At 41.0% G+C, this 21,568-nt stretch carries 19 protein-coding genes; 14 read left to right on the forward strand and 5 right to left on the reverse strand.

Going from position 1 to position 21,568, the window contains the following annotated elements; all coding sequences use genetic code 11:
- Positions 1–15: 15 nt before the first annotated feature.
- Complete coding sequence (locus tag V7L95_RS12060) at positions 16–1,455, reverse strand: PLP-dependent aminotransferase family protein (protein ID WP_025207099.1); 1,440 nt, start codon at positions 1,453–1,455, stop codon at positions 16–18.
- 143 nt (positions 1,456–1,598) lie between these two features.
- Between V7L95_RS12060 and V7L95_RS12065 the strand changes: the two genes are divergently transcribed.
- The 7 genes from V7L95_RS12065 (at position 1,599) to V7L95_RS12095 (ending at position 7,971) form a co-directional block, all read left to right on the forward strand.
- A complete protein-coding gene (locus tag V7L95_RS12065; protein WP_017360232.1) occupies positions 1,599–2,768 on the forward strand; it encodes an MFS transporter in 1,170 nt (389 codons plus the stop codon).
- A 62-nt stretch (positions 2,769–2,830) separates the two neighbouring features.
- Positions 2,831–3,109 carry a barstar family protein gene (locus V7L95_RS12070; RefSeq protein WP_079919111.1) on the forward strand — a complete coding sequence of 93 codons (279 nt, stop codon included), beginning with the start codon at positions 2,831–2,833 and terminating at the stop codon, positions 3,107–3,109.
- 157 nt (positions 3,110–3,266) lie between these two features.
- Complete coding sequence (locus V7L95_RS12075; RefSeq protein WP_017366964.1) at positions 3,267–4,217, forward strand: ABC transporter permease; 951 nt, start codon at positions 3,267–3,269, stop codon at positions 4,215–4,217.
- A complete protein-coding gene (locus V7L95_RS12080) occupies positions 4,210–5,160 on the forward strand; it encodes an iron chelate uptake ABC transporter family permease subunit (protein ID WP_025207102.1) in 951 nt (316 codons plus the stop codon). Before V7L95_RS12075 ends, V7L95_RS12080 begins: the two co-directional genes overlap by 8 nt.
- Positions 5,151–5,909 carry an ATP-binding cassette domain-containing protein gene (locus V7L95_RS12085; RefSeq protein WP_081114757.1) on the forward strand — a complete coding sequence of 253 codons (759 nt, stop codon included), beginning with the start codon at positions 5,151–5,153 and terminating at the stop codon, positions 5,907–5,909. The genes V7L95_RS12080 and V7L95_RS12085 overlap by 10 nt, the downstream gene beginning before the upstream one ends.
- Before the next feature lie 22 nt (positions 5,910–5,931).
- A complete protein-coding gene (locus tag V7L95_RS12090) occupies positions 5,932–6,876 on the forward strand; it encodes a siderophore ABC transporter substrate-binding protein (RefSeq protein WP_073415940.1) in 945 nt (314 codons plus the stop codon).
- A 138-nt stretch (positions 6,877–7,014) separates the two neighbouring features.
- Complete coding sequence (locus V7L95_RS12095) at positions 7,015–7,971, forward strand: LCP family protein (protein WP_007499147.1); 957 nt, start codon at positions 7,015–7,017, stop codon at positions 7,969–7,971.
- 34 nt (positions 7,972–8,005) lie between these two features.
- Here the strand turns inward: V7L95_RS12095 and V7L95_RS12100 are convergent, their stop codons facing one another.
- Entirely contained in the window at positions 8,006–8,440 is a 435-nt protein-coding gene (locus tag V7L95_RS12100; RefSeq protein WP_017360225.1) for a hypothetical protein, read from the reverse strand.
- A gap of 85 nt (positions 8,441–8,525) precedes the next feature.
- The gene (locus V7L95_RS12105; protein WP_017360224.1) at positions 8,526–8,888 is read right to left on the reverse strand and encodes a hypothetical protein; all 363 of its coding nucleotides are present in this window, start codon (positions 8,886–8,888) and stop codon (positions 8,526–8,528) included.
- Between the two features lie 159 nt (positions 8,889–9,047).
- Here V7L95_RS12105 and V7L95_RS12110 point away from each other — a divergent pair, with 159 nt between their 5' ends.
- Positions 9,048–9,665: a TVP38/TMEM64 family protein gene (locus V7L95_RS12110; RefSeq protein ID WP_081298145.1), complete on the forward strand. Its 618-nt coding sequence runs from the start codon at positions 9,048–9,050 to the stop codon at positions 9,663–9,665.
- Positions 9,665–10,177: a signal peptidase I gene (gene lepB, locus V7L95_RS12115; RefSeq protein WP_007499139.1), complete on the forward strand. Its 513-nt coding sequence runs from the start codon at positions 9,665–9,667 to the stop codon at positions 10,175–10,177. The genes V7L95_RS12110 and lepB overlap by 1 nt, the downstream gene beginning before the upstream one ends.
- 239 nt (positions 10,178–10,416) lie before the next feature.
- On the opposite strand, the gene V7L95_RS12120 is transcribed toward lepB, so the two are convergent.
- Complete coding sequence (locus tag V7L95_RS12120; protein ID WP_340969034.1) at positions 10,417–11,559, reverse strand: AbrB family transcriptional regulator; 1,143 nt, start codon at positions 11,557–11,559, stop codon at positions 10,417–10,419.
- A gap of 274 nt (positions 11,560–11,833) precedes the next feature.
- Here V7L95_RS12120 and V7L95_RS12125 point away from each other — a divergent pair, with 274 nt between their 5' ends.
- From V7L95_RS12125 to V7L95_RS12135, 3 genes are read left to right on the forward strand one after another with little or no spacing between them, the layout of a single operon-like run.
- Positions 11,834–12,256, forward strand: a complete 423-nt coding sequence (locus tag V7L95_RS12125; protein ID WP_007499135.1) for a BlaI/MecI/CopY family transcriptional regulator — start codon at positions 11,834–11,836, stop codon at positions 12,254–12,256.
- Positions 12,249–13,088: a M56 family metallopeptidase gene (locus V7L95_RS12130; RefSeq protein WP_025207106.1), complete on the forward strand. Its 840-nt coding sequence runs from the start codon at positions 12,249–12,251 to the stop codon at positions 13,086–13,088. The genes V7L95_RS12125 and V7L95_RS12130 overlap by 8 nt, the downstream gene beginning before the upstream one ends.
- 57 nt (positions 13,089–13,145) lie before the next feature.
- Complete coding sequence (locus tag V7L95_RS12135) at positions 13,146–13,556, forward strand: DoxX family protein (protein ID WP_008348626.1); 411 nt, start codon at positions 13,146–13,148, stop codon at positions 13,554–13,556.
- A 191-nt stretch (positions 13,557–13,747) separates the two neighbouring features.
- Here V7L95_RS12135 and V7L95_RS12140 read toward each other — a convergent pair whose 3' ends face one another.
- Positions 13,748–14,194, reverse strand: coding sequence for a ferritin-like domain-containing protein (locus tag V7L95_RS12140; RefSeq protein WP_007499129.1), 447 nt, complete (start codon positions 14,192–14,194; stop codon positions 13,748–13,750).
- A 166-nt stretch (positions 14,195–14,360) separates the two neighbouring features.
- Here V7L95_RS12140 and addB point away from each other — a divergent pair, with 166 nt between their 5' ends.
- Both addB and addA read left to right on the forward strand, forming a co-directional pair.
- Complete coding sequence (gene addB, locus V7L95_RS12145) at positions 14,361–17,870, forward strand: helicase-exonuclease AddAB subunit AddB (protein ID WP_081114761.1); 3,510 nt, start codon at positions 14,361–14,363, stop codon at positions 17,868–17,870.
- On the forward strand, positions 17,848–21,552 hold the full coding sequence (gene addA / locus V7L95_RS12150; RefSeq protein WP_340966547.1) for a helicase-exonuclease AddAB subunit AddA: 3,705 nt from the start codon (positions 17,848–17,850) through the stop codon (positions 21,550–21,552). Before addB ends, addA begins: the two co-directional genes overlap by 23 nt.
- Positions 21,553–21,568 lie beyond the last annotated feature (16 nt).

Here is a 21,568-nt window from a genome sequence, read left to right on the forward strand (position 1 = left end):
GACTTCCAGGCTTTTTTAGATGTGCAGGGTTTGCTTTAATCGGCGTACACCTTCTTGAATCATGGCTTCATCCGTACAGGCAAAACCAAGCAGCAACCCTTTCCTTTTGCTTTCATAACAATAGGGGCTTAATGGATAAATGCCGACACCTGCCGCTTTTGCGGCCTCAATCGTACCTTGTTCATCAAAGTCTGATGTTCCTTCCAAAAAGACGTGAAGGCCTGTATCAGTTCCATATAAACGGAAGTGTTTGTCAAAGTGATGTGTCAAAAGAGCATCCATCATCGCTGCCTGCCGTTTTTTATACACCTGTCTCATCCGCCTGACATATCGCGTAAACTCGCCTTCTCTGAAAAAAGAGGCAAGAGTGATTTGCTCCATGATCGGCAGCTGTCTTTGAATAAGTGATTGCAGTGCAGCGATTTCTTTGATGACTGCTTTGGAGCCGATGATGGCAGCAAGGCGGATGCCTGGTGCAAGCACCTTGGAAAAACTGACAATATAGATCACATGATCGGGTGCTTCTGAAAATAAAGAAGGAAGCGGTCCGCCATGATAACGATAATCCCCATCAAAATCATCTTCTAATATGTAAGATTGAGCCTTCGCAGCAAACTGCAACAGCTCCCGTCTTCTATTGACGCTCATACAGACACCGGTTGGCCGCTGATGAGAGGGCGTTACAGCGATCAGCTTTGTACGTTCTGGCAATGTATTCACCATCATTCCTTCTTCATCGACTGGTGCGGGGTAAATAGTCATTTCGCGATGTAAAAAGGACAACCTAGCTCCAGGAAAACCAGGATCTTCAACAGCGACTGTATCTCCTTTTTTGAGCATGACTTGTGAAATTAAGTCAATGGCTTGCTGTGTGCCCCCTGTTAACACCATTTGGTCTTCTTCTATATCAATGCCGCGTTCAACCGATAAGTATTGGCGAATTTCAGAACGCACTTCCCATAATCCATGCGGAGAAGAATAGCCCCAATCTTTCATATTTAAGCGCTGTAATGCTTTTAGAAGAGAGCGTTTCCATATGTTTTGAAAATGGTCATCGATGGCTGGTTCTTGATGACGGAAATCAATCTCAAGTGTGTCATGAAATTGATTGGCCGAGAGCCAGTGATCCATTTGTTTTTCAGCCTCGTCAAAGTGAGGTCTTGTCGGAAGTGCAAAAGGCGGTTCGTTTTGATGTGGGGGAGAAGCAGCATAGTGATTACTTGAAATGACCTTTGTCCCGCCTCTTCTAGAGGTGCTGACATAGCCTCTTGCCAGCAGTTCATCATAGGCAAGCTGTACGGTGGATCGAGATACGTTGAGCTCTTGTGCTAATACTCTTGTCGGAGTCAACTGATCATCAGGATTCAGTGTGTTTGTATGAATTTTTTGAATGATGCCATTGACGATTTGCTGCCAGAGCGGGGTAGAGCTGGAACGGTCTAAATGAATGTACACAGTGCACCTTCTTTCCTTTGTCATGTCATCATTGATGATGACATGGAATTATGGACTGGTCAATAGCTTCATTTTTGGATGTGGGAAGAAATCCAAATGATGTGTACACTGGTTCATATCATTTACACAGAGGAGAGAGTCCCATGATTCCTGCATCAAAAGAAGAAACAGCACAGCTATCCATGATTCCGTTTGTGTTCGTTTTATTTAGCCTTTTTATGATTACAACAGCAGTGAACCTGCAAGTCCCTCTTTATACGGAATATGCAGAGCAGGCAGGATACGGAAAGGCGTCAACAGCCCTTGTGTTTGCTGCATATGTTTTCGGACTGATTCCAGTATTACTGTTACTTGGCGGCATGTCTGACCGGGCAGGACGAAAACCGATTTTATTGATCGCACTTTGTTTTTCATTATGTGCCACCCTGCTCATGATCGTGCATCCGACCATACAAATGCTCTTTGTCGCCCGGCTGCTGCAAGGAGTGGGACTTGGGTTAAGTGTTGGCACATGTACTGCCTACTTGATTGCTTTATATCCAGAGAAATCGGGCTGGATCCCAACGTTTATCGCATTATGCAGTTCAATTGGATTTGGTGGAGGTGCTCTTTTTACAGCGATTCTTTCTTTTGAGCAAGTGTCACTGACGCCTCTTAGCTATTGGATTGTGTTGGTCTTGATTATGTTGACGATTGTTGCTGTATTCTTTTTGGTGCCGCCTGTACAAGGGGATGCAAGTAAACCGCTCATGAACATGCCGAGGTTTCCAAAAGGGACAATGCCTGCGAACATAGCCATTGCTATCGCATGGTCTGTGTGCGGTCTTGTCATTTCGATTTTGCCAGCACAGCTTAAATTAAATGGCTATGAATTGTGGGTAGGCCCGGCGCTGTTTTTTATTAATATGGCAGGTGTTCTGATGCAGCCTTTTGTCCGAAAGATGAATAGCAGTGCAGCGCTTCGTATCGGTTTTATTTGTCTTCCGTGTGGATATGGCCTGCTGTTATTCGGTGCTAATAGCGGGTCCATTTTCCTTGTCCTTGCTGGAACTCTTTTAGCGGGCACAGCTTGCTATGGATTTACTTACTTAGGTGGTCTCCAGCTGATTGTTGAGAAAGGGAAGAAGGAAGCGGCTAGAGCTGTTGCTGGATATTACTTGTTTGCGTATCTAGGTCTTGGCATACCAAGTGTGTTCGTTGGTCTCTTTGCTGATATGTACGGTACTCAGACAGTGTTAACGCTCTTTTTCATGCTCGTGCTGGCTGCCTGTCTGATCTTGTTTAGTTTAAGTTTCAGAGAGAGGCAAAAGTGAAATGGATTCTTTCTCTTTCCTCTCCAATTCGTTTAAAATAAAGACAGAAGAGGGGGAGGGAAATGAAAAAAGTACAGCTAAATGGTGCGATGTGCAGATCACAAGAGGAGCTTCATGATCAACTAAAAACAGTGTTACAACTTCCTGATCATTACGGCAAAAATCTTGATGCCCTTTGGGACTGTTTAACAGGAGAAGTGAGCTTGCCTGTAGAGCTTACATGGATTCATTATCAAGCAAGCAAAGACGCGCTTGGTGATTATGCAGAGAATTTGCGGCATTTATTTCAAGAGGCTGAAGAGGAACTGCAAGGGCAGTTTCAATTGAATATTGAAGCGTAAAAAAGCAGCTGATCCTGAAAGCTGTTTTTTTGCTGTTTTGACCCTTTCTCATTCTACTATTGAATATTTCACTAAATATGATAATATATGAACTGCCGCTTAATTGATAATGATAATCATTTGTGGCAGAGAGCTTGATAGAAAGTGTGAACCCTGTATGAAGTTGTACCAATTAAGTTTGTTGTTTGTGTGTTTGGCATGTGCGTCGCTGTTTGTCGGAGTACAGGACCTGTCTCTTTTACAGTTGTTTCATCTATCAGATGAACAAATGAACACCTTATTTTCAAGTCGCATCCCGCGGCTGATGAGTATTGTGCTTGCTGGCATGAGCCTGAGCTTATGCGGTTTTATCATGCAAAGCATGACGAGAAATAAATTTGTCTCTCCAACGACTGCAGGAACAATGGATTGGGCCAAGCTGGGTATTTTAACCGCTATGCTTGTTTTTACACAAGCAAGCCCGCTGATGAAAATGGCGATTGCGTTTTTATTTACGTTAGCTGGCAATCTATTATTCTTAAAAATTCTACGCCATATTAAGGTGAACGATACGATCTACGTACCGTTAGTCGGCTTAATGTTTGGCGGAATTGTTAGTTCAATTTCCACGTTTATAGCCTATAAATATGATTTGATCCAAAACGTATCCGCATGGCTGCAAGGGGATTTTTCTCTTATTGTTCAGGGGCGTTATGAACTGCTCTATGTGAGTGTTCCTCTATTGATCATCGCGTATTTATATGCTGACCGCTTTACAGTGGCTGGTATGGGTGAGAGCTTTGCCGTCAATTTAGGTTTAACGTATAAACGTGTCATGGCAGTTGGTTTGGTGATTGTTTCGATGATTACTTCTGTAACGATTTTGACTGTTGGCATGCTGCCATTCCTTGGCTTAATCATTCCGAATATTGTATCGATCTACCGAGGGGATCACTTGAAAAAGAGCCTGCCGCATACGGCTTTATTAGGGGCCATTTTTGTGCTCATATGTGACGTACTCGGACGGGTGATCATTTATCCATATGAAATATCTGTCGGGCTTATGGTCGGCATCATTGGAAGTGCGATCTTCCTGTACATGTTATTAAGGAGGAAGCGCTATGCATAAGAAACGAACATTATTTCTCATTGCAGCCATTGCAGCCGTATTCGTTGTCATCTTCGTCACCTTTCAAATGGGGTACTGGGAGTACACAGTGCCGAGCCGTTTAAAAAAGGTGCTTGCCATGACTTTGACAGGAGGCGCGATTGCCTTTTCCTCTGTTGTGTTTCAAACATTGACCAATAACCGAATCTTAACGCCAAGCATTTTAGGGTTAGACGCGCTTTACTTGTTTTTGCAAACGGCGATTATTTATCTTTTTGGATCGACCAATTTGATGATCGCGAATAAGAACCTGAATTTCTTTCTCTGCGTTGGATTAATGATTCTGTTTTCTGTGCTGCTCTATACGGTGATGTTCAAGCGCAAAAACAAGCATATTTTCTTACTCCTGCTTGTCGGGATTGTGTTTGGAACATTGTTCAAAAGTCTTTCTTCCTTTATGGAAATGCTCATTGACCCGAATGAATACCAAGTCGTACAGGACAAGTCCTTTGCCAGCTTTAATCACATCAACACAGATATTTTACTCTTCGCTTCTCTTTTATTTGCGGCACTTTGTCTTTATATATGGACCTTCCGCGCGAAATTAGATGTCATGTCGTTAGGAAAGGAACAGGCTGTGAATCTCGGGATTGACTATGACAGGATCACAAAAAAGATGCTGATCGTCATTGCTGTCCTTGTTTCTATTGCGACGGCGCTCGTCGGCCCGATTACGTTTCTTGGCTTACTCGTCGTAAATGTGGCAAGAGAGCTGTTTCGTACATATCGGCACACGTACTTGCTATTAGGCTCGTTTTTCATTAGTGTCATTGCGCTTGTTGGCGGGGAATTTCTTGTGGAAAAGGTTTTTACGTTTCAAACACCGCTTAGTGTGCTGATTGATTTAGTCGGCGGACTGTATTTTATTTATCTACTTTTAAAGGAGAGTCGTTCATGGTCGTGATGAAGGGAGTCAGTAAGACATATAACGGAAAAACAGTGCTTCACGAAACAACTGTCAGTGTAAAAAAAGGACAGCTGACCTCTCTCATTGGTCCAAATGGCGCAGGCAAAAGTACGCTTTTGTCCATCATGAGCCGCCTGATTCAACCTGATACTGGGGAAGCTTGTTTAGAGGACAAACCTTATCGTGCCTACTCTCCTCAGGAGCTTGCGAAAAAAATGAGCATCTTGAAGCAGTCGAACCACATGAGTGTGCGTCTGACCGTTCGTGAGCTTGTCAGCTTTGGCCGCTTTCCTTACTCTCAAGGCCGCTTGACAAAAGAAGATGAGAACATGATTGATGTGTCGCTTCAATACATGAGACTCGTCGAAATCCAGCATCAATATTTAGATGAACTAAGCGGCGGACAAAGGCAGAGAGCCTTTATTGCCATGGTGCTGGCTCAGGATACGGATTATATTTTCTTAGATGAGCCTTTAAATAATTTAGATATGAACCATTCAGTTGAAATGATGAAGCTGTTTCAGCAGCTCGTGAAAGATCTTGGAAAAACGATTGTTGTTGTTCTCCATGATATTAACTTTGCATCTGTCTATTCAGATCACATCGTCGCCTTAAAAGAGGGTCAGGTGGTCAAAGAAGGAAGCGTTGATGAAGTGATTCAAACAGAAGCACTTGAACACATTTATGACATGCGCATACCGATCGAAGTCATTCGTGGTGAGCGTATTTGCTTATATTTTTCTTGAAAAAATGAAGAGGTGATCAATCATGAAAAAATGGATTTGGATGATAACAGTATTAACAGCGATTGCTGTCCTTGCTGCCTGTGGTAACCAAGGAAAAACAGCGGGAACGAATGAGGAAACCGTAACAGTAAAGGATATGTTGAATAAAGACGGTGTGAAGGTCAAGAAAAATCCGAAAAAAGTCGTCGTCTTTGATATGGGAAGTCTCGATACACTTGATAAGCTTGGTGTCAACGTGACAGCCTTACCAAAACAAGTGATTCCTCACTATTTATCTAAATATGAAAGTGACAAATATGAAAATGTCGGCGGGTTAAAAGAACCAAACTTTGAGAAAATTGCAGAAATCAAGCCTGACTTGATCATTATTCAGCACCGTCAAGCAGATGCATTTGATGAATTTTCTAAAATTGCTCCGACGATTTATATGGATGTAGATAACGCAAACTATATGGAATCATTTAAAAAGAATGCTGAAACGTTAGGGAAGATTTTTGATAAGGAAGACCAAGTCAAAAAAGAACTTTCTGCCATTGATCAAAAAGTGGCTGCATTAAAGAAACAAGCAAAAGAGTTAAAGAAAAATGGACTCGTCATCATGGCGAACGACAGCAAAATGACGGCATTTGGTCCTAAGTCAAGATATGGTCTGATCCATGATGTATTTGGCATCACACCAGCAGATCAAAAGCTAGAGCCATCTGATAAACATGGACAAAGCATTTCGTATGAATATATGGTCAAAACGAATCCAGATTACTTATTTGTCGTGGATCGCGGCGCGGCAATTGGAGAAGAAACGTCTGCGAAACAGCTTGTGGAAAATGATTATGTGAAATCAGTCAAAGCGGTTAAAAACAATCATGTGGTGTATCTAAACTCTGACATGTGGTATTTAGCAGGCGGTGGCCTTGAATCATTGAATGCGATGATTGATGAAGTGAAAAAAGGAATTGAACAAAAGTAATGGATGAAAAGCTGCTCATTTTGAGTAGCTTTTTATTGTGGATACATAAAAATATGTTGCATGCAGGAAACTTTCATCAAAATATGTTATAGTGGAACCTACATTGTGAGACTAAGATAGAGTGAGGGTTCGGAAAGGATGAAGGAGAAAACAAGATCAAAAAGAAGGCTAAGACCTTGGGTGAAAGTCGTGCTGTTTATCATGGCATTTGTCATGATCATGGCAGTATCTGTCACAGGATATGCATACTATAAAATTTCAAAAGCGTCGAATAAAGCGCAAGTATCTTTAGAAAGAGGAGAGACCTCGCAAAAGCGTGTGAAAGCTTTTGATCCAGGAAAGGATAGCTTTTCGGTGCTGCTCTTAGGGATTGACAGCCGTCCAGGTGAAACGGTAGACGAAGCAAGAAGTGATGCGGTCTTACTGGCGACGGTGAATCGAACAGACAAAACGATCAAGCTCCTAAGTATTCCTCGTGATTCTTATGTTGATATACCGGGGAGAGGATATGATAAAATTGCTCACGCCCATGCGTTTGGGAGTGCAGATTTATCAGTCAAAACGGTAGAGAATTTGTTAAACATCCCGGTAGACTATGTGATTGCAGGAAACTTTAAGGCGTTTCAAGACATTGTCGATGAGCTAAATGGAATTGACGTAACGATTGAAGATGAAGGCATTGCAAAACAAATGGAAAAGGATTCAAAAGGAAAAGTTCATGTGGAAACAGGCACGCATACGCTCAGTGGTGAAGAAGCATTAGCGTTTGTGAGAACGAGAAAGGCAGATAGTGATCTCATGCGCGGAAAGCGCCAAATGGAAGCACTTCAAGCCATCTTTGAAAAATCCAAATCCATTTCGTCCATACCGTCTTATGACAACATCATTGATACACTTGGAGATAACGTCTCCACCAATTTATCCATGAAACAGTTGATCGGTCTATTCCCTTTACTGAGTTCATTAAAATCAGTGGATACCATCCAGTTAAAAGGGCACGATTACCAGCCTGGGAATGTGTATTACTTTGAGTTAGATGGACCAGGATTAGAAGAAGTGAGACAAGAGCTGAGAAAACAGCTCGAATTATCATAATGGAGAAAGAGCCTGCCACTGTGGCAGGCTTTTTTTAATAATAGAGGGTTGCAGGCATCGTTGGGTACCACACACCATTTAAAGCAAGCGCCCAGCCATACACCTTTTGACCTGATTCAATCTTGTCCTTTACCGAAGTGAGCGCTTCGTATGAAGAGACTTGATAAGCCTGTCCGGTTTTTTTAGCGACAATGACCGATAGAATATTGTCATTGAATACACTTGGCTCTTCGTCCGTACTCGTCCAAGCAATTCGATTATAGTAATTCATGTTAAAAGGATTTTCGAGTGCTTTCACTTCAAACTTCACTCGTTTTCCAACGATAGAAACCGTTGTATAGGCTACACTTGTTATTTGTGCAGATGCTGCTGGGGCTTGTTTTCCTGTTTGCAGTGGTTCTAATGCTGACACTGTGCTTGGCACAAGTAATCCTGCTGCTAAGGTAAGTGCTGTTATTTTTTTGAACATGAGTTGGAACCTCCTAATTTTTGGTATAATAATCAATTCGCCAAAAAGTGAAGAGTTCCTTCTATAAATGTAAAATATAACCATATCATTTTCCTGAATGGAGAAAATAATGGGTGAGCATTTCCTCTACACGATGACGTATACGGGGATTAAAATATTTATGCTTTTCTTCATAGCCATTGATCAGAAATAAATATGTCGTAAATCCTTCATCGTGTTCAATTTGCTGTACGTTCATTTTTTCTTTACGTAACTGTTGTTTCAGTTGATAAAGGGCTTTTTGTGCTTCTTTTAATGAAGAGGTGACTAGCTGAATATATGGTTCATTTAGTTTGAATGTTTGATGTTTTTTAAGGTACGTCAAATCACGATTGAGGATGGAGATGACCATTGGAAGAAAGATGGCCTGTTCCATCATCTGAAGCTGTACGCTTGATAATCTCGTCATGTCCATGCCTGCTTTCTTTATTTATAGAACATTTGTTCTTATTTATTATATCGGATGAGTTAAAAAATCTCAAGGGGGGGCTGAGAGGGATTCATTTGTATATTTTTATGTTTTCCATGTAAAATGAAAGATAGACAAACCTTGAAGGAGTCAAACAAGTTGCCATTATTTCTTTCTATATTTACTCATGAAAATATCACATCATTTTTTGAAAGCTACAAGGCTTTTGGACCCATTGTGGCTATATTACTCCCTTTAATAGAAGCATTTCTACCGTTTTTACCTCTCGTGGCATTTGCGGTGGCCAATGCAAATGCTTTTGGGCTATGGGAAGGCTTTTTATTGACCTGGATTGGTGCAAGTGCAGGGTCTATCCTTGTCTTTTTACTGATCAGAAAATTTGGACAGATGAGGATGTTGAACTTTATTAGCAGACACCCTTCTATTCAAAAGCTAATGCTTTGGGTTGAAAAGCGGGGATTTGGTCCGTTGTTTATTTTACTCTGCTTTCCTTTTACACCGTCTGCTGCCGTTAATGTCGTAGCAGGTCTATCAAGAATCAGCGTCTGGCAGTTCTCATTAGCTGCTTTATCAGGGAAGTGTGTCATGCTCTTTATTATTAGTTTTATCGGCTATGACATTTCAGCTTTAGTAAAGAATCCGTTAAGAAGTATTTTTGCGGTTCTAGTCATTGCTTTATTATGGTATGTTGGAAAGAGAGTAGAAAATAGGTTGAATATTCGGATGAGTCAGCGTGAGGACAAAGGAGGCTCTTAATGAAAAAGAAGCCATTGCTATGGTTCATGATTATTACATGCATCGTCTTGTTGTTCCAAGTAAAGAATTTCATGTTTGTCACGTACAAAGTAGAAGGGGTTAGTATGGACCCGACATTTACAGATGGAACAGAATTATTAATTAACAAGTTCTCGCCAAAACTCACGAAAATTAGCCGGTTTGACTATGTATTATTTCATGGCCCTAAAAATCAAATCTTGATCAAACGGGTCATTGGACTTCCAGGAGAAACAATCAAATATGAAGATGATCAACTGTTTGTTGATGGTGTAAAGTGGAAAGAGCCGTATTTAAAAGAGCAGAAAAAACATAAAATGGGCAACGTCCTAACAGGTGATTTTCAGCTGAAAGCCATCACCGGTCGTCAGAACATACAAAACAATCATTACTTCGTGATCGGAGATAATCGAATACATAGCTTTGACAGCCGGCATTTTGGAACGATCTCAAAGGATCAAGTAGTCGGTGTAAAAAGGAATCATGATGAATAAAAAAGAGCCGCTCTGCTTATGCAAAGCGGCTCAGCGTGTAGACAAACCCTCGCATTCGTTGTCATGTCTGCTCTCCAGTGCTCACGAATGTCAAATTCGCTCCGCTCTGGTGCTCGACCTTCCTAGACTTCAAAGGTTTTCTATCACGCTGAAAAGAAGACAACGGGCTAAAATCAACATCATTTTAGCCCGTTGTCAGACAATCTGACAGCCGCTCTGCTTATGCAAAGCGGCTCTTTTTATTTAGCGGTTTTATAATCAGTCTGTCTTTTTGCCCAGACATGATGTAAGAAACGAAAAAACGGTGGCAGCATGGCGATGACCAAAATAATTCTAACGACTTGTACAGCCACAACAAAGGTGGAATCCTCATGAAGTGTAACAGCTGTTGTGGCCATTTCTGCAATACCGCCAGGCGAAAAAGCAAGAATGGCTGTAATGACAGAAATACCTGTTATTTCTGCAATGGCAATTGAACTGAGAACGGTCGCAGCAATCAATCCGGCTGAGCTGACGGCGGCCACAATCAAGGTATTTTTTAACCCGACAAACATTTGTTTATTCATTTTTGACCCGATGGTTGCCCCTAGAAATACCTGTGACGCAATGTTCGCTTGGGCTGGCCAGTAAGGAATCAAATCATGACCTGTCAAGGCGCCTGCCCCTACTTGGAGAGCCGCTACACCTAACATACTGCCGATCAGCCAAGGGGCGGGAAAGTGAAGACGCACGGCTAGGCGTGACATCAGCCATGCCCCTAAAATGAGTGCAGCAGTCCAAGATATGTTTGATATTGTGAAAACGCCTGATGAGAAGGCGCTGCCTTGGGCGACTACCGCATCTGATTGGCTTTTTGTATTTAAATAAAATACCGTAAATGGAATGGTCAGTACGACCATTAACACACGTATCGTTTGTACGAGACTCACTACAGCTGTATTTGCTCCAACCTCTTGGGCGATGCCCGGCATAGCGGAAAGACCGCCGGGGGCAGTGCCGACAAAGCTAGTCAGCATATCTGTTTTACTCAGCTTCCATAAGACAAACCCGGAGAGCATGGCTAATAAAATAGAAAAGACGAGCATGAAACTCACGGGAAGCCAATTTTCAGCGAAAATGTGAAGGACTTTCATGTTCATTTTTTGTCCTAGTTCGATTCCGAGAATGAATTGACCAAGGAGTAGCCATCTGCTGTGAATACGTAAGGTATTCTTTCCTTTACGCTGAAACAGGGCGGGACGGCGCAGGGCAATAAATGCAGCTGTCATTAATGTGCCAATCATCCAGCCGATAGACATCCCTGTTAGAGACAAAAGGAATCCACCTAAACCGCTTACCGCAATCAAAATGAGATCGGTTCGAAGGCTGTTTCCTTGCTTCATCACGTATAAACCTTCTTCCTGTATATTTGTTCAGTAAGTGAAATGTTGTTATCTTCACTATAATACAAAAGTCTCTATAAATAAAATACGAATTTTTTTAGTATTTTCATAAGATTATCTTATGGTTAACTCTGTTAGAAAAAATTGTTTTTGATATAAATGACATATAATTTTTGTCAAAAACAAATACAATATACAACGATTTTCCCCTATTTTTGTTATCAGTTGACTATCATTTTCAATTACACTACAATGCTTAGTGTGAGGTGATGACATGAAAATTCCTTCTTTTAAATATAACGAAAAGGGATTGAACCGCTTTTTCGGTCCTTTAGAAGGAAGGATTATGGAGATCCTTTATCAAGGTGAGGATATGCCGATTAAAGAGGTACAGCAGAAGCTGTCAGATGAGAAGCCAATTAATTTCAACACGGTCATGACGGTACTCAATCGATTAACCGAAAAAGGAATTGTGGAAAAGAAAACAAAAGGGCGTTCATCTATCTATAACCCTGTTTTAACAAAAGAAGAATTTCTAAATGAGCAAACGAAATGGATTACTCAAGGACTGATGGATGATTTCGGCCCCCTTGCAGTCAATCATATGGTGGACGCAATTGAAAGTGCTGATCCTGAATTACTGAAGGTACTCGAAGCAAGGCTTGCATCCAAAAAAGAGGAGAAACGACATGATTAAAATGAAGTCGAGTCTGCTGTTTTTAGGCGGTATATTGATTGGCTTAGTGATCTTTTACCAGATGGGCTATTATGTACTCTCAAGCTTTTTTGGCTGGAATCAAGCATATAACCTGATCCATGTATGTCAATCTGTTCTCGAATTTTATGGATTCACTCCTTTAAAGTATTTTCTGGATGCGTTCGTCTTGTATACGCTTGGTTTTGCCGTTTTCTATATGACGAAGCAGGTCAGAAAGTATCTTCATTTCAAAAGAAATATGATGATGGCAGTCGATCAACATTCAACGCAAAGTCTATCAGACAATTATAGAAATGAGATCATTGTGTTTCATTGCCATGAACCGCTTGCTTTCGCAATGGGGATGCTTCGGCCAAAAGTGTATCTCTCAACAGCGCTTATAGACATGCTGGATGAAGGGGAAATCGATGCTGTTGTCTATCACGAATTACATCACAAATACAGCTACGATCCTTTAAAGACTTTCGCTTTCTCTATGCTCACAAAAGTGATTTGGTACATTCCTGTGTTAAAGCATATGAGACAAAGTTACTCCGTTTTTCGTGAGGTCATTGCAGATGACTATGCCATTCAACAGACAGGGACTGAGCTAGGAGTAGGGCAAGCCCTTTTGAAACTCATTAAAAATAGAACCCAGTTTCAAAAACAAACGAAATTTGCCGTGTCCTTTGGAGATCGAGCATTGAATTTAAGAATCCAAAAAATCTTAAACCCAACATACAACATACCGTTCAATGTACCACTTATCCCAATTGTGACATCAACCATCCTCATGTTGGTCTTAATGATTATGCTCAACTTAAATTACTAATTTTTTTTACGAATGAACATTACATGATGTAGTGTAAAAATGGGAGGAAATCACTATATGAAAACAAATCAAGAAATAGGAACACTTTTTGTACGCGTCATCTTAGGCATTATTTTCTTTTTACATGGACTTCAAGCATATCAAGGTGGACTAGGAGGCACTGCTGCATTTTTTGGTCAAATTGGTGTTCCTGAATTTATGGCCTATATTGTCAAAACAATTGAACTGGTTGGTGGAATTGCCCTGATTCTAGGTTTAGGCACACGTCTTTTCGCAGCTTTATTTGTACCAATTATGGCTGTAGCCATTATCACAGTTGGTTTTGCAAGAGGATTTGTGGGCGGTTATGAATTTGAACTTTCTTTAATGGTCATGGCGCTTTACTTGACACTTAGTGGCAGCAAGATGCTTTCGATTGATGGATTGTTAAAACAACAGCAACAAAGCAATGAAGCAAAATTTCATTAAATAACAAAAAACTCCTTCTGCGATTTGTAGCAGAGGAGTTTTTTTATGGTCAAAAGGTCGTTTTATCATTAAAAAAGGAAAAGCGAAGAGTCGTTTTGATGATGACAGCCCTTTATTTCACATATTGAATGAGCAAAAAAGCAATTTCATTTTTTGACGGAACATACGATCTCCTATTAAAATAGGGGTAACTAAGAAACATGGTGCGTTAAAAGATATAGAAACCAGACAGCATGCTGCTGTTCATCTTGAGCAATACGCTTCATTAATTCCTTTGTTCCTTGATCACGGACATAGTCTGATACCGTTAAGTAAAAATCGACTGTTTTTTGTTCGTCTTTAAAGGCAAATAAGAGACCTTCCCTAAATTGGTCTGGACAAGGCTCTGTTATGCTTGGTTTGTGGTTTTTACCAGTCAAAGAATAGTATAGCTTTGTAAATAGCTGATAATGTCTGACTTCATCCTGACGTATTTCTTGAATGATTTTTTTCGCTTCAGGATTTTTTGCTTTTTGTGCAAGTTTTTCATAGCATTGGATCGCAGAATATTCGCCATTGATGGCCTTTTCAAGGTCTGCAATGATCCTTGTGTTTTGGCGCATGTCATATGGCGAGTAGTCATAATAACCGTAATACATGATATTGCCAGCCTCCTTTTAGATCATGATGGTTTATGATATGAAAAGAGTCGGGAAAGGTGCCTATCTTCTTTTCAATCGGAGGAGAAAGGGGAGGTGATAGGAAAATAGCTATTTACCTTTATTTTCGCTAGAATATGAGTACATAAGAAAGGTGTTGTGGAACGTGGAGATTCAGTTTTTAGCAGGCAGATCGGGGAGTGGAAAAACGACTGCAATTCTAGAAGAAATCAAAGAACAACTGCGGCTTGATCCGCTGGGTCCGCCAATCATTTTTTTAGTCCCGGATCAAATGACATTTTTAATGGAATATGAGCTTGCAAAAACGTCTGAAGCTGGTGGAATGATCAGGGCCAAAGTCTTTAGTTTTACTCGGCTTGCCTGGTCTATATTACAGCAGACTGGCGGTGCGAACCGTCAATTTGTCACAAGCACAGGAATTCAAATGCTCTTAAGAAAAGTAATAGAAGAACAGAAAGACAAGTTTAAGGTATTCAAAAAGGCGAGTGATAAACCGGGATTTGTTGAGCAAATAGAAAAGACGATGGCTGAATTCAAAAGGTACTGTATGATGCCGGAGGATATTGAAAAAATCTCGGCATCCAGTATGCATTCAGAGTATACAGAAGAAAGACGTGCGGCGGAAAAATTGCATGATCTTCATGTTCTTTATCAGCAGATGGAGCAGCATCTGCAAGATGAGTATGTGCATTCAGAGGATTACTTGACACTTCTGGCTCAGCAAATTCCTTTATCAGAAGAATTGAGAGGGGCACACATTTATATAGATGGTTTTTATCAGTTTACCCCCCAGCAGCTTCTTGTCATTGAACAGCTTTTGCTACATGCAGAAAAAATAACAGCTGCATTCACAGTGGATCGTTCCTATCATGACACGCAGCCAAATGAACTTGATTTATTTCGCATGACAGGTAAGACATATTCCCAGCTTTATCAGCTGGCTAAAGAGTGCGGAGCGGTTATTTCTGAGAACATTTTGGAGAGAAATAAGCGGCATCTTCATACCCCAGATCTAGCTTATTTAGAAAATCAATATGAACAGAGACCTTTGCGGCCGTATCAAGAAGAAACGCCTCACCTTACCGTATCGAAAAGTGCAAATAAACGAGCTGAAATTGAGGGAGTAGCGAGAGATATTCTTGATTTAGTAAGAGAGGAAGGTCTTAGGTTACGAGATATCTCAATTGTTGCAAGACATGTAGACGACTATAAAGATACGTTAAAAGAGGTGTTTCGAGATTACGATATTCCTTTCTTTATTGATGGAAATGAATCGATGCAGTATCATCCGCTCATTGAGTTCATTCGTTCGAGCCTCGATGTCATAAAAGGGAACTGGCGGTATGAGGCGGTGTTTCGCTGTGTGAAAACGGAGTTCTTATTTCCGCTTGAACTCGCTAAAAACAAAGCGAGAGAACAGGCGGATCAGCTTGAAAACTATTGTATTGCTTACGGTGTAAAAGGTGAACGCTGGACGAATGGTTCACGCTTTCATTATCGCCGCTTTCAATCATTAGATGAAGATTTTGGACAAACCGATCAAGAAATAGAAATGGAGCAAATGCTGAATGATGTAAAAGAATGGATTGTTCCGCCACTCTTTCAATTGCAAAAAAGATTGAAAAAAGCGCAAAAGCTAAGAGACATGGTGGAGGCAGTGTATGTCTTTCTAGAGGAAGCCCAAGTGCCAGAAAAGCTTGAAAAGGCAAGGCTTGAGGCAGAAGAAGCAGGCAGATTAGCTGAAGCGATGCAGCATGGGCAAGTGTGGGATGCTGTCGTTCAATTGATGGATGAATTTGTTGAAATGCTGGGCGAGGAGGAGCTCTCATTTCCATTATTTCAACAGATGATGGATACAGGACTGTCCTCTCTCAAGTTCGCTTTGATTCCCCCTTCACTTGATCAAGTGTTTATCGGAAGTATGGATTTATCCAGAATGTATCAAGTAAAGTGTACGTTTGTCATTGGAGTAAATGATGGAGTTATACCTGCACGGCCCTCTGATGAAAGTGTATTGTCTGAAGACGACCGGGAATGGTTAAAACGTGCAGGAGCAGAGCTGGCAGAGACAGGGAAGGAACGGCTGCTGGATGAACAATTTTTGATTTATCAAGCGCTGTCCAGTCCATCGCACTACCTGTATGTATCCTATTCAGCTTCAGATACGGAAGGGCGGTCTCTTTTGCCTTCGACCCTCATCAAGTATTGTGAGGAACTGATGCCAAACCATCAGCAAGCCCTCTATGTGTTAGATCCAGAGCAGTTGGATGATCAGGAGCAATTAAAATTTGTAACAAACGAGCATGTCTCGTTATCCTATACCGTTTCGCAGCTGCAACAATGGCTCAATCAATATCCGATCAGCGGCGTATGGTGGAGTGTATATAATCATTTGATGACCTCGTCCAACCGCGACGTATCAAATAAAATCATGTCCAGCTTGTTCTTTACAAATAGAGCGACACGTTTAAATCCGAATGTCACAAAAGAACTTTACGGTGACCATATTCAGGGCAGTGTTTCAAGAATGGAGAAATTCAATGCATGTGCATTTTCTCATTTTGCTTCCCACGGGTTAAAACTAAAAGATCGACAATTTTACAAATTAGAAGCACCTGATATCGGTCAGCTCTTTCACTCGGCTTTAAAACTGATTTCAGATACGCTTGTTGAACAAAAAAAGGATTGGAAAAACTTAACGAAGGAAGATTGTGTGACCTACTCAAGGCATGCAATCGAACAGCTGGCTCCACGTCTGCAAAAAGAAATTTTATTAAGCTCTAATCGGCATGCTTATATCAAAGAAAAGCTCCAAAAAATCCTCATCAGGGTGTCTTCTATATTAAGCGAACATGCAAAAGTGAGCGGATTCTCTCCGGTTGGACTTGAGTTAGGTTTTGGAGGTCAAGGACCTCTGCCGCCGTTTACTTTTCAATTAAAAAACGGCTGCACGATGGAGCTTGTTGGAAGGATTGACCGAGTGGATAAAGCAGAAGGATCAAAAGGACTTCTATTAAGAATTGTCGACTATAAGTCCAGTGAGAAGGGGCTTGATCTAGCAGAAGTTTACTACGGTTTAGCCTTGCAAATGCTCACTTATTTAGACCTGACCATTACGTATTCTAAAGAATGGCTTGGCATGGAAGCGACACCGGCAGGGATTTTATACTTCCATATTCATGACCCGCTGATTCAAGCGCCTATTCCGCTCGCAGAGGATGCAATTGAGCAGGAAATATTGAAGAAATTTAAAATGAAGGGTCTATTGCTCGAAGATGTGGAAGCAGTGAAGTTGATGGATCAAACACTCGAATCAGGAAGATCACAAGTCATCCAAGCTGGTTTGAAAAAGGATGGTTCTTTCCGATCTGACTCTGCGGTATTAAGTGAAGATCATTTTCACATTCTCACAAAACACGTTCGGCGAACCTTTGAAGAGTCAGGAGAAAGAATTACAAGCGGTGAGGTAGAAATAAACCCATATAAATTAAAGGATCAAACCCCTTGCCGCTTTTGCTCCTTTAAGTCTATTTGCCAATTTGATGAATCAATAGAAGATAATGAATTTAGGGTGCTCACCTCTGAGAAGGATGATGTCATGTTAGACCGGATCAAAAAAGAAGGGGATCAGTATGCAAATACCAAAACCGAATAACAGTACTTGGACAGATGACCAATGGAACGCCATCGTTTCAGAAGGACAAGATATTCTTGTTGCTGCGGCGGCAGGGTCAGGGAAAACAGCGGTCTTGGTTGAACGGCTCATTCGAAAAATGACTCGGCCGGAGCAGCCAGTTGATGTGGACAGGCTGCTCGTAGTGACTTTTACCAATGCTTCAGCAGCAGAAATGAAGCACCGGATCACTGAAGCACTTGAAAAAGAACTATCTAAAAACCCTGGATCACTTCATATGCGGAGACAGCTGTCACTTATGAATCGTGCCAATATTTCTACCTTGCACTCTTTTTGTTTGCAAGTTCTCCGTACCTTTTATTATGAGATTGACCTTGATCCAGGTTTTCGTTTGGCTGATCAAACAGAAGGAGAATTATTAGGAGATGAAGTGTTAGATGAACTGTTTGAGGATGAGTATAAGGCTGGAAAGCCGTCATTCTTTGAACTCGTTGATCGTTACACATCTGATCGGCATGATTTAGATCTTCAATGGCTTGTCAAAAGAATTTATGAGTTTTCTAGGTCACATCCAGCTCCCGAACAATGGATGCGGGCATTCCTTTCTCTTTATGATGTGGATACACAGACAAAGGTAGAAGAATTACCCTTTTATCCATATATCAAAGAGGACCTTTCTCTCGTTTTAAGAAGCTGTCAGGAACTGCTGGAACAAGCGCTCACTTTATCAAAAGAGCCGGGCGGTCCAGCACCGAGAGCAGAGAATTTTATAGATGATTTAGAGCAAGTAAATGAATTAATAAGGCATCAAGATGATTTTGGGACACTTTATGAGCTTTTGCCAAACATCAATTTTAAAAGGTTAAAGACTTGCAAAGGGGATGACTATGACCCGGCTCTGTTAGAAAAAGCAACAGATGCACGCAATCAAGCCAAAAAACAATTAGAAAAGCTAAAAGATGAATACTTTATGCGCAGTCCCGATCAGCATTTAAAAAGCTTGGCTGAAATGAAGTCAGTTGTAGAAACACTTGTAGAGCTTGTGATTCAATATGGAGAGCGTTTCGAGAGAGCAAAACAAGAAAAATCAATCGTAGACTTTTCTGATCTAGAACATTATTGTTTGCGCATTTTAGCGAAGCAGGACGCAGAAGGAAATCTCATTGAAACAGAAGCGGCTAAGTACTATCAACAGCAATTTGAAGAAGTACTCGTGGATGAATACCAGGATACAAACCTTGTCCAAGAAACGATTTTAAAGCTTGTGTCTAAAGGGAAACATCCTGCCGAAGGCAACCGCTTTATGGTTGGTGATGTGAAGCAGTCCATTTATCGCTTTAGACTTGCAGAGCCGATGCTCTTTTTAAATAAATATAAACAATTTAAAGCAGACAGCAATGAAACAGGTAAAAGAATTGATCTAAATAAAAACTTCCGTAGCCGGGCTGATGTATTAGATAGTACCAACTTTCTGTTCAAACAGCTGATGGGAGAAACAGTTGGAGAAATTGAATATGACGAACAAGCTGAATTAAAGCTTGGAGCGAGTTATCCGCAAAGCGAAGACACGACGACAGAAATGCTTCTTGTTCATTTAGATCAGCACGACACAGAAAGCGATGAAGAACGAGAAGAGCTAGAGACGGTTCAATTTGAGGCGAGAGTGATTGCAAAGAAAATAAAAGAATTGGTAGAACAGCCTTTTCAAGTGTACGATGCAAAACAGCAGCTGACCCGCAACTTGCAGTATCGAGACATTGTGATCTTGCTTCGATCAATGCCGTGGGCTCCGCAAATGATGGAAGAGTTGAAGAAGCAGGGAATCCCTGTTTATGCGAATCTTTCCTCAGGTTATTTCGAAGCTACAGAAGTATCTGTCATTCTTTCTTTGTTAAAAGTGATTGATAATCCATATCAAGATATTCCGCTCGCTGCTGTTTTAAGGTCACCTCTTGTTCATTTAGACGAAAATGAGATGGCACTGATTAGAACCAGTGATAAAAAAGGCACTTATTATGATGCTGTGAAGGCATTTATGAGTGTGACACACTCTGATCATCCGACGTGCAGAAAGCTGGAGCGTTTCTTCCTTCAATTACGCAAATGGCGTGATTTATCTATTCAGCATTCGGTAGCAGAACTGATTTGGGAAGTGTACCGAGATACACAATATCTAGATTATGTCGGCGGGATGCCAGGAGGCAAGCAAAGACAGGCAAACCTTCGGGCTTTATATGATCGAGCAAAACAGTATGAAAAGGCTGCTTTTAGAGGGCTGTTTCGATTTCTTCGATTTATTGAAAGAATGCAAGAGCGTGGAGATGATCTTGGAGCGGCAAAAACGTTCAGTGAAACAGAGGATGTTGTCCGCATGATGACCATTCATAGCAGTAAAGGACTCGAATTCCCTGTTGTATTTACTGCAGGACTTGGCAGGAACTTTAACATGATGGATTTAAACCAGTCCTATTTGCTCGATAAAGAATTAGGTTTTGGCAGCAAATATATTCATCCTGAGCTGAGAATTAGTTATGCAACCTTACCGCTGATCGCGATGAAAAAAAAGATGAGAAAAGAACTATTATCTGAAGAACTGAGGGTTCTATATGTGGCGCTCACAAGGGCGAAGGAAAAATTATTTTTAGTCGGCTCTGTCAAAAATCAAGTGAAAGCTTTAAGCAAGTGGCAAAATGCCGCAAACGGAGATGACTGGCTTCTTCCTGATTTTGAACGATATCAAGCGAGAACATACTTAGATTTTATTGGCCCAGCCCTTATCCGTCATCAAGCGATGTCTTCTCTTTTAGAAGAATCGAGAGAAGTCGTTCTCTCGCATCCATCATCATTTTCTATCACCTTTCATCAAGCGTCCGATCTTCTAAAAGAAGACATGTCACTTGAAAAACAAAAACAAGACGAAGTGGTACAAGCATTAATGGAAGGTGTGCCTGTTCAAGGATATGGCGATTACGAGGAGGAAGTAAAAAAAAGACTTACATGGCGTTATCCATATTTAGCGGCCTCCCAAGTAGGGACAAAGCAGTCAGTTTCTGAGATCAAAAGAATGAAAGAAATACAGGATGAATACAGTGTGCCTTCTTCCGTTCGAAAAGCTCGTGCGACATTGTACGAACGACCGGCTTTTATGAAGAAAAAAACACTCACAGCCGCAGAACAAGGGACGGCCATGCATACAGTCATGCAGCATATCCCTCTTCCTTCAAATGAACCATATGATGAATCTCGTGTAGAAGAGCTGCTCCATTCTTTAAAAGAGAAAGACTTACTAACAGATGAACAAATCCAGTCCATCAATCGAGAAGGAATTGTGGCCTTCTTTTCTACTGCTATTGGTCAAAAACTGCGGAAAGCGGACTGGGTGAAACGAGAAGTATCGTTTAGTATGGTTTTACCGGTTAAAGAGGTATACAGCCATATTGATGCAGAAGGTGAACCTGTGCTCATTCAAGGAATGATTGATTGTTTATTTGAAGCAGATGGCAAGCTCTATTTACTTGATTATAAAACAGATCGAGTGACTGGCAGATTCTCAGGTGGATTAGAGGAAGCTGAGGCGATATTAAAAAAACGCTATGAAACGCAAATATCGTTGTATACAGCAGCGGTAGAACGTTTAACAAACAGAACATTAGAGGAGAAAATCCTTTATTTCTTTGATGGAAATCTAGAAATTTCTTTATAGGTGGAATGAATGAGAG

The organism is Bacillus sp. PPSBB_11, from assembly GCF_038023285.1.
Taxonomy (GTDB): Bacteria; Bacillota; Bacilli; order Bacillales; family Bacillaceae; genus Bacillus; species Bacillus altitudinis.

Bases quoted from the DNA above. Each gene is read 5' to 3' on its own strand.
- V7L95_RS12105 (WP_017360224.1), bottom strand. From the start codon at position 8,888: ATGACGAGATTATCAAGCGTACAGCTTCAGATGATGGAACAGGCCATC.
- V7L95_RS12125 (WP_007499135.1), top strand. From the start codon at position 11,834: ATGAAAATTCCTTCTTTTAAATATAACGAAAAGGGATTGAACCGCTTT.
- V7L95_RS12100 (WP_017360225.1), bottom strand. From the start codon at position 8,440: ATGTTCAAAAAAATAACAGCACTTACCTTAGCAGCAGGATTACTTGTG.
- V7L95_RS12090 (WP_073415940.1), top strand. From the start codon at position 5,932: ATGAAAAAATGGATTTGGATGATAACAGTATTAACAGCGATTGCTGTC.
- V7L95_RS12135 (WP_008348626.1), top strand. From the start codon at position 13,146: ATGAAAACAAATCAAGAAATAGGAACACTTTTTGTACGCGTCATCTTA.
- lepB (WP_007499139.1), top strand. From the start codon at position 9,665: ATGAAAAAGAAGCCATTGCTATGGTTCATGATTATTACATGCATCGTC.
- addA (WP_340966547.1), top strand. From the start codon at position 17,848: ATGCAAATACCAAAACCGAATAACAGTACTTGGACAGATGACCAATGG.
- V7L95_RS12070 (WP_079919111.1), top strand. From the start codon at position 2,831: ATGAAAAAAGTACAGCTAAATGGTGCGATGTGCAGATCACAAGAGGAG.
- V7L95_RS12080 (WP_025207102.1), top strand. From the start codon at position 4,210: ATGCATAAGAAACGAACATTATTTCTCATTGCAGCCATTGCAGCCGTA.
- V7L95_RS12085 (WP_081114757.1), top strand. From the start codon at position 5,151: ATGGTCGTGATGAAGGGAGTCAGTAAGACATATAACGGAAAAACAGTG.
- V7L95_RS12065 (WP_017360232.1), top strand. From the start codon at position 1,599: ATGATTCCTGCATCAAAAGAAGAAACAGCACAGCTATCCATGATTCCG.
- V7L95_RS12130 (WP_025207106.1), top strand. From the start codon at position 12,249: ATGATTAAAATGAAGTCGAGTCTGCTGTTTTTAGGCGGTATATTGATT.
- V7L95_RS12140 (WP_007499129.1), bottom strand. From the start codon at position 14,194: ATGTATTACGGTTATTATGACTACTCGCCATATGACATGCGCCAAAAC.
- V7L95_RS12095 (WP_007499147.1), top strand. From the start codon at position 7,015: ATGAAGGAGAAAACAAGATCAAAAAGAAGGCTAAGACCTTGGGTGAAA.
- V7L95_RS12120 (WP_340969034.1), bottom strand. From the start codon at position 11,559: ATGAAGCAAGGAAACAGCCTTCGAACCGATCTCATTTTGATTGCGGTA.
- V7L95_RS12075 (WP_017366964.1), top strand. From the start codon at position 3,267: ATGAAGTTGTACCAATTAAGTTTGTTGTTTGTGTGTTTGGCATGTGCG.